The sequence below is a fragment of the Litchfieldella rifensis genome, assembly GCF_042646605.1.
Classification (GTDB): Bacteria; Pseudomonadota; Gammaproteobacteria; order Pseudomonadales; family Halomonadaceae; genus Litchfieldella; species Litchfieldella rifensis.
Genome location: NZ_JBHRUG010000031.1, coordinates 464,585 through 480,029, shown reverse-complemented (window position 1 = coordinate 480,029; position 15,445 = coordinate 464,585). Strand labels below are relative to the sequence as shown.

The following is a 15,445-nucleotide window of genomic DNA, read 5'->3' as shown; positions in this document are numbered from 1 at the left end:
ATGGATGTTTTGATTATTGCCGGAAATGCTCGTTCACTGGTTGCCAATCGTGGCGATCTGATACGCGATATGCTGGCTGCCGGCTTGTTGGTTGCTGCTGCCGTACCCACGGCAGACTACCTGACAGAAGTGGAGGATCTTGGTATACAGATTCACCCTATAAATATGGGACGCACCGGCGTCAATCCATTGCATGATCTACAAACCCTGCTCAGCCTTCGCAAGCTGATCATGCAGGTAAAGCCGAAGGTAGTGTTTGGCTATACCGTCAAGCCGGTGGTGTATGGCAGCCTAGCGGCGAAATCTGCAGGTGTCCCGCGTATCTATTCGATGATTACCGGACTGGGTCATGTATTCACTACGGACAGCGCCAAGACACGCCGGCTGCGGCGGATCATCTCGGTGCTGTACCTCGCCGGCTTGGCATGCAACCGCAAGGTGTTCTTTCAGAACCCGGATGATCGCCAGGAATTCATCGACCGCGGTATCTTGCGTCACCCGGAGAAATCCGTTCGCACCTATGGCTCCGGCGTCGATATGCAACACTTTGCTCGCAAGCCGCTACCAGAAGGGCCGCCGGTCTTTCTGTTCATTGGACGGCTGCTCATAGAGAAGGGCATTGCCGAATTTTGTGAAGCGGCGCGTGCCGTGTCTACCGATTTCCCTCAAGCACGCTTTATTGCCGTTGGGCCGCTTAATTCTGAATTGCCCCATTCCTGTACGCAAGAAGACCTGGAGCGCTGGAAGGCGCAAGGGGTGGTGGAATTCGTTGGCGGAGTAAAGGACGTGCGGCCCTGGATCGAACGGTGCTCGGTGTTCGTGCTGCCGTCCTATCGCGAAGGCACGCCTCGCTCGGTCTTGGAAGCCATGAGTATGGGACGGGCCATCATCACCAGCGATGCGCCAGGATGTCGCGAAACCGTCGTGGAAGGAGAGAACGGCTTTCTCGTGGAGCCGCGTCAGAGCACACCTTTGGCAGATGCCATGCGGCTCTTCCTGGAACAGCCCGCACTGGTTGTGCGGATGGCCGAGGCCTCCAGGCAGCTGGTAGAGCGTTACTACGATGTGCACAAGGTCAACAAGGGGATCCTCGAGGCCATGGAGCTGGCATGAATGATGCGATGAAGCGGCTCTTCGATATGCTTTCCAGCGCTGCGGCGCTGATTGTGCTTTTCCCGCTGCTGCTGGTGATAGCGTTGTGGATCAAGCTGGACAGCAAGGGGCCGGTGTTTTTTTGCCAGCAACGCGCAGGTCTTTATGGCCAGCCGTTCCTGGTCTTCAAGTTTCGCACCATGGTTCACCGTGCCCCGGAAGCGATCGATCAACACAAGGAGCCAGTGGTTAGCTGTGGTCGAGATCTGCGCATCACCTGTGCCGGGAGATTTCTTCGCGCCACGAGTCTCGATGAGCTGCCTCAGCTCTTCAATATCCTCAAAGGCGAAATGAGCGTGGTGGGACCGCGCCCGGTACTGATGGAACAAAAGGAGGTAGTGCCACCTGGTTACATGAAACGCTTTTGGGTACGCCCGGGAGTTACCGGGCTCGCACAGGTGCGTGGTCGGCGTAGCCTGGATTGGTTGCAGCAGTTGGCCTTCGATGCCGAGTACGTGGAGAAACGTAGCTTCCTCTACGATCTTGGTATCGTTCTGCAGACCATCCGGGTCGTGTTTCTGGGCAGAGGTATCTATGGTGGAGATGGGCTCAACTGGCGCGCTTATCGCAACCGCCTCAATGGCCATCCACCTGATGATAAGGACGTCGAGGAGACGCTGAAATGAGTCAGCTCAATTATATGATGATTACCGCCAGTCCCGAGATAGCGCTCTTTATTGAGCAGCATGGCGTGGCACGCATCTTCATGGATCAGGAGGAGAGGGGCAAGGCGGAGCGCCAGGGCCACTTGGATACCCATATGGTCGTACACAGTTTGGAAGAGATTGCTGCTGTGGCCTGCGTGCTGAACCAGGCCGAGCTGATGGTTCGCCTGAACCCGCTGTACGCTGGCACTCGACTGGAGATCGATTCTGTCCTGGATCACGGAGCCCAACGTCTGATGCTGCCGATGTTTACCACGCGTGACGAGGTGGCGGCCTTTCTTGATCTCATCGGCGGCCGCGTACCAGCGACCTTCCTGGCGGAAACTCCTCAGGCGCTGGTGCGCTTACCCGACTGGCTTCCCTTGCTCACTCCGGGCCATGACGAAGTGCATATCGGCTTGAATGATCTTTCCCTGGGAATGGGGCTGAATTTTTTGTTTGAACCGATGGCGGCACGGCTCCTGGACCCCAGCGCTGAGTTGCTCAACCAGCAAGGGGTGACTTGGGGTATCGGTGGCATCGCCTGTATCGGCCACGGTGAGCTGGCAGCGGAAACCGTACTGGGTGAATATGTGCGCCTGGAATCGCAGTGGGTGATTCTTTCTCGTACCTTCCACGGCGGGGCAGTGTCTTCCTCGGAACTGATGGAACAGCTCGACTTTGCGGATGAGATTGCCAAGTTGCGCGAAGCCGAAGTCCAGTGGCGCCACGCCGATTGCGCTGCATTGCAAGCCAACCAGAAAGAGCTGGCCGCCTGTGCCTTTCGCCTGGGAAGGTCAGGGAGGCTAGCATGAGCCAGCTAGGCGCTCCAACCGCCCAGGATACCCCATTCCCGATCAGGCACATTCTCTACTTGCAGAAGAGTCAGCTGCTCGAACAGCAGCGCGAGCTGGTGTCCAGTCTGTTGAAAGACGCGTTGCCGGAGGCTGAGATCGTCTTCGCTGGTGATGTGGAAAGCGTACCTCAAGGTGTTGCGTTCGATGTCGTGATTGCCCCTACTCTGCCTTGGCTGCCGGACGCGCTTCATAAGCTCGATGGCTACCGCTGGATCCACTTCCTCTCCGCCGGGGTGGAAAAGATCTGGGAGATGGATTTCGATAAGACGCACACCCTGATGACCAAGAGCTGCGGCGTACACGGCGCGCCGATAAGCGAGTACGTCATCGGCGCCATTCTCTACTTCACCAAGCAGTTCGGCCGCTTCCACGATCAGACCAGGCGTGGCGAATGGCAGCGTACCTGGCTTGGCGAATTGACCGGCTGTCAGCTCACCGTGCTGGGGCTTGGGCACATTGGCCAGTGCCTGGCGCTTCGTGCCACAGCCTTCGATATGCGGGTCGTTGGCACGCTACGTCACCTGCGCCCGGTGAAGCATGTCGACCGGGTTGTGCCCTGGTCGCTCATTGGCGAAGAACTTGCTCGCACCGATTTCCTGGTGGTGTGCTTGCCGCTTACCGATGACACCCGAGGGCTGGTCAACGACGAGTTACTCGCCAAGCTGAAGCCGCACGCGCTGCTGGTCGATATCTCCCGCGGCGGTGTGGTGAAAGGGGAGGCCGTGTTGCGGGCACTGGATAACGGCACCCTTCAAGGCGCTGCCTTGGATGTGTTCGAACAACGGGCACTGTCAAAGGAGTCCCGGCTGTGGAAGCGTGATGACATCTTGATCACTCCACATGTTGCCGGCACCACGCCATTCTATCTGAAGAGGGCGTTGGGTGTCTTTGTCGAAAACTTACGAGCACAGCAACAAGGCCTGCCGTTTACGACACCCGTAAGTATCGAGTTGGGTTACTGAAAAAAGCTTTTATGACTGCTCCGATCATGCCTTTCAACAGCTATCTTGCATTACCTGAGGGAAAGGTTATCCCTGAAAGACTCAATGTTAGATTTCCATGTTCCATGAAAGCTTTTGGATTGGAGATTAAGCATAATTTTTTCGATAAGTATTACATCAAGTCTGGCAAGATGGCCGTTGAGGTGATTGTTCTTGGGCATATTTATAACCCATTTTCAGGAAAGTCGGCAGAAGATGCTGTCTTGGATCTTGTTGAAATGTATTCTGAATCCAAGAATGGGTTTTACGATATATTTTCGGAATGCAGTGGAAGGTTCGTTGCTCTTATCGGCAGTGGCAATGGGATGTTGGAGGTACTACCCGATGCTTGCGCATCCTTGCCTGTCAATTATTTGACTTTTTTAGACCCTCATGGGTCAATAAAAGTTGCTGTTAGCTCTCATGCCTACTTTATAAAAGAAGCTTTTGCCTTGCCTTCATGTTCGGATGTCAACGAAATTTCCAAGACAAGATTTTATCATCTTGGCATTAGGCACTGTCCGGCCGACCTGACAGAAGTGGAAGGCGTTAAAATGCTGACCCCAAACCTTTCACTTATTCATCGGGAAGGCGAGATAAAAATCCAGCGCCTATTTCCTCGCTCATATAGAAGCGAACGTGGTGTTAAAGAAGTTGTCGGTGACGTATCTCGTGCTTTGTTAAGCTCGGTAGACTGCCTGACCAAGTTCAGGAAGCCGATTCACTGTGCCTTGAGTGGTGGCATTGATAGTCGTATGACACTTGCCGCAGCAGTGGAGAAGCGAGATGAAGTTCAGTTCTTCACCTTCGCAGGCGAGGGAAATGCCGGCAGGGATTTGCTTTGTACCAAGAATTTGTCCCAGAACTTGTCTTTTAAATTCAATGAGATATGGCTGGATGATAAGTGTCCGACCGAAGAGTTTAGTTCACTTTATCGCAATTTGCAGGGTGAAACCCGCGTACCAAACGTTCAGGAAACCTTCGCTAGGCAACAGTATTTTGGCACTCATGATAATTTTGAAGTGCGTTCGAGCATTTCGGAAGTGTCCAGGAGCTTCATAAAGAGAAAGTTTCATATAGGTGAATTGGCTCTCACTGCTGATGCTATGGTACCGATCTATAAGCGCGTTCCATTCAGCAGGGAGTGGCATAATTTCATTCGTGAGAAATTCGAAGCATGGATGGAGAGCTCAAGCTTCAGGGAAATAGAAGAATATGGCTATGACTGGCTGGATTTCTACTATTGGGAGGTCCGCGTCGGAACTTGGCAGGCACTTGTGCTGCAGGATGCCGACTACTATACCAATCCAACGGTTATTTTTAACAACAGGAAGCTGCTTGGTCTTATGCTTTCAGTGCCAGAGAAATATCGCAAAGATGACTCTCTTCACGTGATGCTCATGTCCAAGCTGGATGATAATGTCTTAAAGACACCGATCGTGAAGAATTTTGGTAAGAAGGCATGGTTTCGAGAAGCTCTTGAAGCGAACTACTTGAAAGTTTACCAAGCCTTGATTGCAGACTGATGCCTGACTGGGTTTGTCCGTACCAAATTATCCTTCAACTTGAGAAACTGCATGCCGATTCTTGTGGCTGGTGGAGCTGGTTATATCGGCTCTCATACGGTGCTTTCACTGCTTGAGGCGGGATATGAGGTTGTGGTTCTCGATAATCTTGTCAATTCTTCGCCTGAATCACTTCGGAGAGTGGAAAGGTTAACGGGGAAGTTAATTGATTTCGTTCAGGGAGATATCCGGGATCGGAGATGCCTGGACCGGCTATTTCATGATTATGAAATTTCGTCAGTGATTCACTTCGCTGGACTTAAAGCGGTAGGAGAAAGTGTTAAACGGCCACTTGAATATTATGACAACAATGTGCATGGCACCTTGGCGTTGTGCCAGGCGATGCAGGCAGCTGGTGTCACCCGGTTGGTCTTCAGCTCGTCCGCTACCGTCTATGGTCCTGACGCCGCCGTGCCGTATCAAGAAAGCATGCCGAGAGGCTCCACTGCCAACCCTTACGGCAGTTCCAAGGCGATGGTGGAGCAGGTGCTGGAGGATTTATGCCGATCCGATGGAGGGTGGGCGATAGCATTACTGCGCTATTTCAATCCCGTGGGCGCCCATGAAAGTGGCTTGATCGGCGAAGACCCGAGGGACATCCCCAATAACCTGATGCCGTTCATTGCCCAGGTGGCGGTGGGCCGAAGGCCAGAACTTGCCGTGTTTGGCAATGATTATCCGACTCCCGACGGTACTTGCGTGCGTGACTATCTACACGTCATGGACCTGGCGGAGGGGCACTTGCAGGCACTGGCCAGTCTGGACACACCCGGTGTCCATATTTACAACCTTGGAGTGGGGCACGGTTACTCCGTACTTCAGATGGTGGAGGCGTTCGAACGGGTCACGGGCCAGCCGATTCCTCGCCGCTTCGCTTCCCGGCGTGAAGGTGATCTTGCTGCATTCTGGGCCGACCCTACCAAGGCCGAGAGGGAACTCCACTGGAAGGCCCGCCGCAGCCTCGATGAAATGATGGCCGACACCTGGCGTTGGCAACGCCAGAATCCTCAGGGCTATCGCGGAGTTGCAGATGGTTCGACACCAAGGGCGGCGAGCAATAAAGGTCACCTTGAACAGAGTGGCACATCACCCATGTGAACATGAGGCAGCGCCTCTTCCAGACAATTTGCAGGCTATGCCAGTTGACACCAACTCGAATAGGGACGGTTCTTGAGTATGCATCGGGAAAAATACATATCGATCGCCGCGGCGAAAACCGAACATCACGAACGTCGCGGGGTGTCTGACTCGGTACCCCATCGATACTACTACCACACCTATGGTCTGCAGTTATCCTCACAGTTGGAGCTGCCGGAGCTTTCCGCAACACCGAACTGTTCCGAGCCCGATATCGACATCCTGACCCCTGACGTGTCTGAAGTGATGGAAGATGCAAGTTTCAATGGCCCCTGGGTACAGGTTGCTGAGGAACGTTGCCAGTTGCTGGTCGAGGGGATTGCCCGTTATCGGATCGAACAGGGGCGGCGTATCCTGGTGGATCGCCGCGTACCGCGTAAAGAGGGCCGCCTGCCGGTGGCCGGGGATGTGCGGTTATATCTGTTGGGCGCCGCACTGGGGATACTGCTGCATCAGCGGCATTGCTTGCCGCTGCATGTCAGTGCACTGCAAACGCCTTCCGGGGTGTGGGCCTTCACTGGCCATTCGGGGGCGGGCAAATCCACCCTTGGCGCCTGGCTACACTACACCTTCGGTTGGCCAATAGTCAGCGACGATGTGGCGGTGATCAAGCCGGAAGATGAGCAGCCGAACCTCTACCCTGGTCCCGCGCGACTCAAGCTTTGGAAGGATGCCTTGGCCGCGCTGGATATCGACCGGCAAGGTCTGGTGCGTGACCTGACGCGTGCCGACAAATACCACCTCATGCTGCAGAAGGGCTTCCAGGCTGACCCACAGCCACTACGCGCGCTGGTACTTCTGGAACGGGCGGAGGAGGGTGAAACCGCATGCCTTGAGCCGGTTACGGGGGTGGCGGCCTTCCAGGTGGTAATGGCGTCGCTTTACCGCCCGGAACTGGGCAAGGAGTTCAATGGCCCGGCACGGTTGTTGCGGGAGAGTGCCCGGTTGGCAGACCGGATCGAAGTTTACCGCTTTCGTCGGCCATGGTCGCTCGATGAGATGGATACCAGTATCGAGCCCCTGTTGCGGCATATAGAGGGAACCTCTTTATCATGACTGAAGCCGTCAAGACTGAAACCATGTCGATCCCGGACATTCTTTGCGATACCGAACAAGCGTTTGGATTGGCTGTCCCTTGGCCTGTTCCCGCTTTCAGCCTGGCGAAGACCCATGTCCCGGAGCCGGATCCTGCCTTTCGGTTTGTGCCGGATGTCGTTCGGGCCATCCTGATGGGGTTCGCGCACAACCGACGGGTTTACGTCCACGGTCCCCACGGCAGCGGAAAGTCCTCGCATATCGAGCAGGTCGCAGCGCGGCTGAACTGGCCTTGTGTGCGCGTGAACCTGGATGGACATATTACCCGGGCCGATCTGATTGGCCGCGATATGGTGGTGCTTCGCGATGGGCAGCAGGTTACGGAGTTTGTCCCCGGCATTCTGGTGTGGGCTTTGGAGCGTCCTGTTGCCCTCGTGTTCGATGAATATGACGCGGGGCGTCCAGATGTCATGTTCGTCATCCAGCGGCTTCTCGAATCCCAAGGTCGGCTGACTCTGCTCGACCAGAACCGCGTATTGACACCGCATCCCGCCTTTCGGCTATTCGCGACCGCCAACACTGCCGGTCAGGGCGACGCATCGGGTCTTTATGCCGGTACCCAGGCCCTGAACCAGGCACAAATGGACCGTTGGCATGTCGTGGTGGAACTCGGTTACATGCCCGCCGCACAGGAGCAGGCGATCCTCCAGGCCCGGTTGCCGAATCTGGACGCCGAGCGGAGCAAAAGCATGGTGGCACTGGCCGGGCTCTGCCGCCAAGCCTATGGGCAGGGCGACCTGTCCTCACTCGTATCCCTGCGCACCCTGATCACCTGGGGCGAGAATATCGGTCTGCTGAACGATCCCGCAGAAGCTTTTCGTCTGGCGTTTCTGAACCGTTGTGACGAGACGGAGCGCCCTCTGGTGGCCGAGTTCTTCCAACGCTGTCTCGATGTTGAATTGATCCAGAGTTCCTATGTCTCGGACTTCTATTGAGCCCCCGCGGATCCAGGGATTGGTGGAGGCCTGGTGCCGGACCTACGGTCGGGATCGCCCGTTGACCCGCTTCCATGAGCCGATTGCACCATTCTCCGTGAGGAATCGCAGGGAATCGGATGCGCAGGCCGCTTGGCAGCGCTGGCACGAGCCGAGAGAAGACCTACGCTTCACCGATATCGAATGGCCTTGGTATGCCGTGCTGGAGCGAGCCCGGGTAGAGACCATGGCCAGTGAGCATCTGCCGGGCATGGCGCGCAATCTCGGCTACCTGGAGGCACTGCTGCCGGCTGATCCCGGGATGGCACGTCTCTACCGGGCCGCTCGGCGCATCTTCGATGGCCAGGCCGACATTGGCACCGCCATCCTGGTACGAGAGGAGGAACCCAAGAAAAGGATGTTGCCACGACCTTCGCTGAAAGGATGGCGCTTGTCGTGGCAGCCGGCTCCAGTGACTCGGGAAGCCATGTCGAAGCCACTGACCGATGCCGAGATTATCGAAGGTCTAAAAGCGGCAAGAAGCGTGTTGACCGATGGGGGGCGCTTCGCCGAGATGTTGCACCCCCTGATACGGGTATTGGTGGGTTTCCATGGACATGGCTCTCGAGACGATCCGGCGCAGAATTCAGCGCCTTCCGACGACGCCATGCCGGATGCCGACTCGAGCTCGGACGAGGAACACCCGGATGCCGATATCGAGCGCCCCGGTGGCCAACGTCAAGATCCTGTTTTCACCAAGGCTTTTCCTGACTACACCGTATTCACCCGTGACTGGGACGAAGAGCACCTCGCCACTCGCTGGTATCGCCCCGACGATGCGGCAGCACTCAAGGCTCTGAACACCCTTGATCGCCAGCGAGTCCGGCAACTCGCGCATCGCCTGCAGCGGCAGTTGCTGGCCGCTCGACTGCGGCATTGGTCCTTCGATCAGGAGGAGGGACGCCTGGACAGTCGAAGACTGGCGCGTCTGGTCGGAACGAAACCGAACCATAGGGTTTTCCGTATCGAAAATGAAGCGCCGGTCCCCGAGGCTTGCGTGACCCTGCTGGTCGATCAGTCCGGTTCCATGCGTGGAATACGTCGGCATATGGCAGCCTTGGCCATCGATCTTGCGGTACACACCCTGGAGACCTGTCAGGTGCGTTGCGAAGTGCTCGGTTATACCACCCGCTTCAGCGCTGACAATCCGGTAAGCCAACGTTGGCGCAAGGCAGGTTGTCGCAATTCGCCGGGGCGACTCAATGCCCTGCGGCATATCCTGTACAAGACCGCCGAGCAGCCCTGGCGCCGCGCGCGCCCCCAGTTGGGCCTCTTGCTGCGTGAGGGCTTCGGCCACGAAAACATCGATGGCGAAGCCTTGTACTGGGCGGCACGGCGCCTGATGCGCATGCCCCAGGCGCGCAAGGTGCTGGTGGTTCTCTCGGATGGCGCTCCCCATGACGAGGACACGGTGCGCGCCAACGGCCGCGAATTCCTGGACAACCACCTGCGCGCGGTGATTGCCGAGGTCGAGTCCAGCCCCATCCATCTGGTGGCTATCGGTACCGGTCAGGATGTGGGCCGCTTCTATCGTCATGCCATGACCGTACGTCGTCCCGAGGCAGTCGCAGAAGTCTTGTTCGAGCGCCTGGGGGATCTTCTCACCCGGGCTCAACCTGACGGGAACATGAGATGAGTGCGATTGCAGGAATCATCCGCTCGGATGGCCGCCCGGTGGATCGGACCACGTTGGAGCGCATGCAAACGCTGTTGACACCCTACGGACAGGATGCCCAGAACCACTGGTACCAAGGCTCCGCCACGTTGTTGCGTACGCTGTTGCGCACAACGCCGGAGGACCGCCTCGATCATCAGCCGCTGGTCGATGCCGCTAGTGGCATTACCCTGGTCTTCGATGGGCGGCTGGACAACCGAGATGAGATCGCCCGAGCGCTAGACTTGCCCGCTGCGGAAACGGCACTGATGGCCGACAGCGACCTTGTCCTACGCGCCTGCCTGCGCTGGGATACCCAGGCCGCCGAGCACCTGCTGGGCGATTTTGCCCTGGCTTGCTGGCAGGCGTCCCGGCGTCGGCTCTGGCTGGCTCGTGATCCGTTGGGAACACGGCCGCTATTCTGGCACCAGCAGCCCGGGAGCTTTGCGTTCGCGACCATGCCCAAGGCCCTGTTCGCCATCCCCGGCATCACCAAGGCCTTGTGCGAGGAACGACTGCACGATTACCTGTGTCTGTTGCCGATGACGGGGCCGGAATCGTTTTTCAAGGACATCTACAGGGTGGAACCGGGCCACACGCTGGTGCTCGAGGGCGAGCGGGTCACCACACACCGCTATCACCGCTTCGACGCGGAGCGCGAAATCCTCCTGCCCAACGACGATGATTACCTGGAGGCCTTCAGAGAGCAACTGGAGCGGGCGGTGGCTTGCCGCCTGCGAGCCATCGGCCCGGTCGCCACTCACTTGAGCTCCGGTTTCGACAGCTCCACCGTGACGGCCGTTGCCGCTCGACAACTGGCGGAACGTAACGCACCGTTGCTGGCGTACACCGCCGTTCCCCGCAAGGGATTCAGCGGGCCCGTGCCGCGAGGCCGTCATGCCGACGAAGAGCCTGGCGCGCGGGCGCTGGCGGCACGCTTTGCCAATATCGAGCATATCCTTATACGCACCGATGGCACCTCACCGATCGATAGCCTTCGAGAAGACACCGAAACCATGGACCGGGCCCCTTTCAATCCCTGCAACATGGTCTGGGTCAATGCCATCCGTGCCGACGCCGCTCGGCGCGGCGCCAAGGTCTTGCTTAGCGCCACGATGGGCAACATGACCATTTCCTACGACGGTGCGCCGTATCTCCCGGCACTACTCGGGCGCGGGGAGTGGCTCACATGGTGGCGGGAAAACCGAGCCCTGAATCGCCGTTTGAAGGTCCGGTGGCGCCGACTGCTGAAATACTCCCTGGCCGCCTATACGCCGGTCGCACTTTGGACGGCGTTTGAAAGGTATCGAGGCAGGGACTGGGACCTTACCGCCCATTCGGCCATCCATCCCGCCTTCATGGCACGCATGCGCACCCGCGAACGCGCCAAGAAAGCGGGTTGGGATCTCAGCTACCGGCCTTGGGCGGACGGCCGACGCATGCGTATTGCGGGCCTCAATCGCTTCGACAATGGCGACTATTATTCCGCCGTCAATCCGTGGGGATTGGAGTTGCGCGACCCCACCGCCGATCGGTATCTGATCGAATTCTGCCTCGCCGTGCCGGATTCCCAGTACCTACGTGAGGGACAGTCGCGGTGGTTGCTTCGGCGACTCATGGGCGATGTCTTGCCGGCCGAGATCTTGCACGCGCGCACCCGTGGTTTACAGGCTGCGGATTGGTACGAGGATACGGGCCAAGCGCTGCCCCGCCTACGCGAGGAGTTGGCTCAACTGATGGCCCACGGCAACGCCGGGGACTACCTGGACTTGGAAGCGCTGGGGCAAGCGTTGGAAGAATGGCCCGACTCCGGCTGGGGAAGTTTGGAGATCGAGAAAACTTATCGACTCAAGTTGTTGCGTGGTTTGTCTGTAGGTGCTTTTATCCGCTATGCTGACGAAGGTAACGAGTAGTTTGCAGGGAAGTTGTCTGTAGTTAGATAACAATAATAATACTTGAGTAGTAAATGCAGTAATGCTGGTAACTAGAAGTGCCCTTAAAAAACTGCCATAAATAAGGAGAATTCCCATGCGAGAGTTGAAGCATGCAGGGGGGAAGGGCGAGTATGTTCCTCCCGCCGTGTTGCAACTGGGGTCATCGGCTGACATTACAGCGGCCGGGGCGGAAATGAATTCCGATGACGGGGAAAACCCGGACACCGCTCAAAGTGTAACCAGTCCATCCTAAGCAACATTGTTTAGTCGGAGTTTCGTATAGAAATGCTCACGTGCAGCACGATGGCTGTGTGCTGCACGTGAGCAAGAAGGTGTTGGAAAGCTGGTAATCAGCCGGCTTAAGGAGCCCAGGGAACGCGGGAATTTATCGCCTTGAGTGTCCCTGTGGCCCACAAGAAAGGAGAACGACTATGCGAGAATTGAATAATTCGGGGAGAAAGGGCGAATATACGCTTCCGGTCGTGATGCGACTGGGCTCATCGACTGCCATGACGACTGGCCAAGAGCAAATGAACTCTGATGATGCTATCAGTCCGGACAATGCTTTCCCGAATCCGACAAGTCCATCTTGAGTTGCATTTTATTAATGCTTGCGTGCGCATGATGGTCATACGCACGCAAGCCTTATTTTCAATCCCGGTTGATCAAGACATTAATACTTTAGCGTGTCTCCTGCCTGGTGTTGCAGACATCGATGCGATAGGGCGACCTGTGTCCATTATGCTCAAGCCACAAGGCTGGTTTCTATCCATGGTGCCGTGGTATTGTTTTCGCATTAAAAGTGACAGATAGGCTTGTCTGACAATTTCGATACCATTTTCCATAATTACTATGGTTTTATCTTTCTTGCGAGACGGTTGCGCCCGCCGGGAAGATTGGAGAAGGGATCGAGAAAACCAATCGTCTCAAGTTGCTCCGTGGTTTGTTGCTGGGTGTTTTTATGCGCTATGCTGTAGAAGCAATTAGTGGATTGCAGGGAGGTAAGTGTAATAGATAATGGATGATGCGTGAGTCGTGGGTGTAATAATGCTGGTAGTCTGGAGTGCTGCCAATAATCGCAACAAGGAGAATGACTATGCGTGAGTTGAAAGGTAGAGGGGGGAAGGGCGAGTATGCTCCTCCTGTCGTGCTGCGACTGGGCTCATCGGCTGCCATTACAGCCAGCGAGATGCAGACGAATTCCGATGACGCAATCACTGCCGACAACGCTTTCCCGAACCCGACAGAACCATCCTGAGCTTGGTTGTAGCATTGTGGCAAAGCTCGCGTACAGCATGCTTTCCTGTGTTGTACGCGAGCATTAGTTTCTTCCGGCAACCGATTAGCCTCTAACTAATGGTATTTAGGCAAGTTTCCCATGCTGATGGTGATGGGAAGTTTGCCTGATAATAATGGCGATATATTTACAATGTCTACTATAATTTCTACCTCACTTGTCACCCGCAACCCGGATCTGGTCGCAGCGAACATCGATGGCGATGTGGTGATGATGAGCATCGAGCAGGGGGAGTACTACGGGATCACCGGTGTCGGTTCCCGTGCCTGGGAACTCCTCGCCTCACCGATCGCCGTGGTGGACATCGCCCGGGTGATTTGTGCCGAGTATGATACGGATGAAGACACTTGCCTGGCCGATATGCAGTCCTTCGTCGAGGAACTGCTCCAGCTCGGCCTCGTCTCGGTTGTCAAGCAGTAGGTATGCTGAGCACGTTTCAGCGTAAGGCCATCAGCTTCACACGCCAATCGTACTTTGCTCGGCTCTGGTTTGTTCCGGTCTGGTGTCTCCTCGGCCTCAGCAAGGTGGTGATCTTCACGGTTTCCTTCCGTCGCTTGGCACCGTATCTAGGTAGTGCGGTTGGTGTTACGCCTTGGGTTCCCTTGCTGGCTCCCTCTCAGGAAGCCCGTGCCCTGAAGATTGGTCGAGTCATTCGGTTGGCTGCCCGTTACACACCCTGGACCTCCAACTGCTTCCCGCAAGCGGTCGCCGCACGCCTGTTATTGAGCTTCTATCGCATCCCCTATGCCCTGTATTTCGGGCTGAAGCGTGATCCTGACACGGGAGAGTTCAAGGCCCACGCATGGGTCGCTGCCGGGCGGGTGTCCGTCACGGGAGGCACAAGCTTTGGCCACTATACGGTAGTCAGCTGCTTCGTTTCGCCACAACTGGCCGACACGTAGCGATCAGGCAATTTGCCGTGACGAGAAAGGATTGCTTTTCAATGCCTATCATATCCAAATCTGCTTCCTTGATGGCCCCTTCTCTACAGCTTCTGGTCCTGCTTTCCCGGCTGGAGCTTTCCGAGATGCAGGAAAAGGCCGCCCTGACACTTTGCCAGCGGATTGATGATTGGTCGCAAGTCTCCCGCCAAGCTCAGCAGCGTTTCGTGTTGCCGCTGGTGTATCGACATCTGCGTCGACTTGCTCCTGAAACCCTGTCATCACAGCAGTTGGATATCATGAAGCACCAGTGTATGGCCGCGGTTCAGCACAACATGTTTGTGATCACCGCGCAGCGGAAGCTGGTCAAGGAGTTGTTGCTTCCCTTGAACATGCGCCATCTTTTCTTCAAGGGGCCGGCCTTGGCGGCGCGCTACTATGACGAACCGGCGATGCGCTTTTCACGCGATATTGACGTCCTGGTGCCCCACAAGCGAATGGTCGAATTGCTCGAAGCCGCCTTGGGTCATGGGTATATCCCGCATGATCCGAAGCAGCCACGAACGGATCGTACCAGCCTGGCCTTTCTGGCGCGTGTGCAGGGGGTCATAACCCTGCTATCGCCGCAGGGCGTCGCGATCGAGTTTCATCAGCGTATCGACAATACCGGTACGATCTACGACACGGATGAGCTGCTCGCCAGTGCTGAGCCAATGAGGCTAGGCGAGGCCGAGATATCCGTCATGCCGACGGCGGAGTTGTTCGTCTACATTTGCCTGCATCATACCAAGCACTTCTGGTCGCACCTGCACTGGCTGGTGGACCTCGATGCCATTCAGCGTCATCCAACGTTCGACCTGGATGCGGTGCGTGCCTACGCTGCGCGGCGCAACCTGACAGCGACGGTAGAAGCATGTCTGGATTTCTATCGGGCAATGTCGGCTCCTGAGCCATGGCGGTATCAGCCGAACTCCGGACATGCCGGCGAACTGCTCGAGGCCAGTCTGGCGGCGCTTCAAGGTGGGCTGGCGAAGGAGCTCGAAATGCATAAGAAAAAGGCCACCCCGGACTTCTCCTTTGCCTGGCAGGCTAGAACAACCCATTGGCTGCGATGGCAGACGTTGGGCTGGCTTCGGCTATTTCGTCCCAGCTATGCCGATTACAAGAGCTGGCCGCTGCCGCCGCGCTGGCAATGGCTCTATCGTGTCACTCGGCCGTTTCGAGAGCTATTCGCGCGGATGACTCCCAATTCCACCGCTAAATAACCCCTCTATT

General features: G+C 56.7%; 13 protein-coding genes. All 13 read left to right on the top strand.

Annotation, left to right across the window (positions count from 1 at the left end; translation table 11 throughout):
- The 13 genes from ACFOEV_RS17975 to ACFOEV_RS17915 all read left to right on the top strand — a co-directional run bounded on the left by ACFOEV_RS17975 (position 1) and on the right by ACFOEV_RS17915 (position 15,435).
- A complete protein-coding gene (locus tag ACFOEV_RS17975; protein WP_386776258.1) occupies positions 1-1,113 on the top strand; it encodes a glycosyltransferase family 4 protein in 1,113 nt (370 codons plus the stop codon).
- Positions 1,110-1,778, top strand: a complete 669-nt coding sequence (locus ACFOEV_RS17970; protein ID WP_386776257.1) for a sugar transferase — start codon at positions 1,110-1,112, stop codon at positions 1,776-1,778. The genes ACFOEV_RS17975 and ACFOEV_RS17970 overlap by 4 nt, the downstream gene beginning before the upstream one ends.
- Complete coding sequence (locus ACFOEV_RS17965; protein ID WP_386776256.1) at positions 1,775-2,611, top strand: hypothetical protein; 837 nt, start codon at positions 1,775-1,777, stop codon at positions 2,609-2,611. The genes ACFOEV_RS17970 and ACFOEV_RS17965 overlap by 4 nt, the downstream gene beginning before the upstream one ends.
- Positions 2,608-3,615 (top strand): D-2-hydroxyacid dehydrogenase, encoded by a 1,008-nt coding sequence (locus ACFOEV_RS17960; RefSeq protein WP_386776255.1) that lies wholly within the window; start codon positions 2,608-2,610, stop codon positions 3,613-3,615. Before ACFOEV_RS17965 ends, ACFOEV_RS17960 begins: the two co-directional genes overlap by 4 nt.
- 11 nt (positions 3,616-3,626) lie before the next feature.
- Entirely contained in the window at positions 3,627-5,159 is a 1,533-nt protein-coding gene (locus ACFOEV_RS17955; RefSeq protein ID WP_386776254.1) for a hypothetical protein, read from the top strand.
- 51 nt (positions 5,160-5,210) lie between these two features.
- Positions 5,211-6,296 carry a UDP-glucose 4-epimerase GalE gene (galE, locus tag ACFOEV_RS17950; protein WP_386776253.1) on the top strand — a complete coding sequence of 362 codons (1,086 nt, stop codon included), beginning with the start codon at positions 5,211-5,213 and terminating at the stop codon, positions 6,294-6,296.
- Positions 6,297-6,437: 141 nt separating this feature from the next.
- A complete protein-coding gene (locus ACFOEV_RS17945) occupies positions 6,438-7,391 on the top strand; it encodes a hypothetical protein (RefSeq protein WP_386776252.1) in 954 nt (317 codons plus the stop codon).
- Positions 7,388-8,365: an AAA family ATPase gene (locus ACFOEV_RS17940; RefSeq protein ID WP_386776251.1), complete on the top strand. Its 978-nt coding sequence runs from the start codon at positions 7,388-7,390 to the stop codon at positions 8,363-8,365. The genes ACFOEV_RS17945 and ACFOEV_RS17940 overlap by 4 nt, the downstream gene beginning before the upstream one ends.
- Positions 8,346-10,040: a cobaltochelatase CobT-related protein gene (locus ACFOEV_RS17935; protein ID WP_386776250.1), complete on the top strand. Its 1,695-nt coding sequence runs from the start codon at positions 8,346-8,348 to the stop codon at positions 10,038-10,040. Before ACFOEV_RS17940 ends, ACFOEV_RS17935 begins: the two co-directional genes overlap by 20 nt.
- Positions 10,037-11,971: an asparagine synthetase B family protein gene (locus tag ACFOEV_RS17930; RefSeq protein WP_386776249.1), complete on the top strand. Its 1,935-nt coding sequence runs from the start codon at positions 10,037-10,039 to the stop codon at positions 11,969-11,971. The genes ACFOEV_RS17935 and ACFOEV_RS17930 overlap by 4 nt, the downstream gene beginning before the upstream one ends.
- A 1,399-nt stretch (positions 11,972-13,370) precedes the next feature.
- Entirely contained in the window at positions 13,371-13,709 is a 339-nt protein-coding gene (locus ACFOEV_RS17925; protein WP_386776248.1) for a PqqD family peptide modification chaperone, read from the top strand.
- A gap of 2 nt (positions 13,710-13,711) precedes the next feature.
- A complete protein-coding gene (locus ACFOEV_RS17920; protein WP_386776247.1) occupies positions 13,712-14,191 on the top strand; it encodes a lasso peptide biosynthesis B2 protein in 480 nt (159 codons plus the stop codon).
- Positions 14,192-14,232: 41 nt separating this feature from the next.
- The gene (locus tag ACFOEV_RS17915; protein WP_386776246.1) at positions 14,233-15,435 is read left to right on the top strand and encodes a nucleotidyltransferase family protein; all 1,203 of its coding nucleotides are present in this window, start codon (positions 14,233-14,235) and stop codon (positions 15,433-15,435) included.
- Positions 15,436-15,445: the final 10 nt, after the last annotated feature.

What these genes read in the sequence shown, in the direction of transcription:
- ACFOEV_RS17975 (WP_386776258.1), top strand. Translation starts at nt 1, where the DNA reads ATGGATGTTTTGATTATTGCCGGAAATGCTCGTTCACTGGTTGCCAAT.
- ACFOEV_RS17970 (WP_386776257.1), top strand. Translation starts at nt 1,110, where the DNA reads ATGAATGATGCGATGAAGCGGCTCTTCGATATGCTTTCCAGCGCTGCG.
- ACFOEV_RS17965 (WP_386776256.1), top strand. Translation starts at nt 1,775, where the DNA reads ATGAGTCAGCTCAATTATATGATGATTACCGCCAGTCCCGAGATAGCG.
- ACFOEV_RS17960 (WP_386776255.1), top strand. Translation starts at nt 2,608, where the DNA reads ATGAGCCAGCTAGGCGCTCCAACCGCCCAGGATACCCCATTCCCGATC.
- ACFOEV_RS17955 (WP_386776254.1), top strand. Translation starts at nt 3,627, where the DNA reads ATGACTGCTCCGATCATGCCTTTCAACAGCTATCTTGCATTACCTGAG.
- galE (WP_386776253.1), top strand. Translation starts at nt 5,211, where the DNA reads ATGCCGATTCTTGTGGCTGGTGGAGCTGGTTATATCGGCTCTCATACG.
- ACFOEV_RS17940 (WP_386776251.1), top strand. Translation starts at nt 7,388, where the DNA reads ATGACTGAAGCCGTCAAGACTGAAACCATGTCGATCCCGGACATTCTT.
- ACFOEV_RS17935 (WP_386776250.1), top strand. Translation starts at nt 8,346, where the DNA reads ATGTCTCGGACTTCTATTGAGCCCCCGCGGATCCAGGGATTGGTGGAG.
- ACFOEV_RS17930 (WP_386776249.1), top strand. Translation starts at nt 10,037, where the DNA reads ATGAGTGCGATTGCAGGAATCATCCGCTCGGATGGCCGCCCGGTGGAT.
- ACFOEV_RS17925 (WP_386776248.1), top strand. Translation starts at nt 13,371, where the DNA reads ATGCTGATGGTGATGGGAAGTTTGCCTGATAATAATGGCGATATATTT.
- ACFOEV_RS17920 (WP_386776247.1), top strand. Translation starts at nt 13,712, where the DNA reads ATGCTGAGCACGTTTCAGCGTAAGGCCATCAGCTTCACACGCCAATCG.
- ACFOEV_RS17915 (WP_386776246.1), top strand. Translation starts at nt 14,233, where the DNA reads ATGCCTATCATATCCAAATCTGCTTCCTTGATGGCCCCTTCTCTACAG.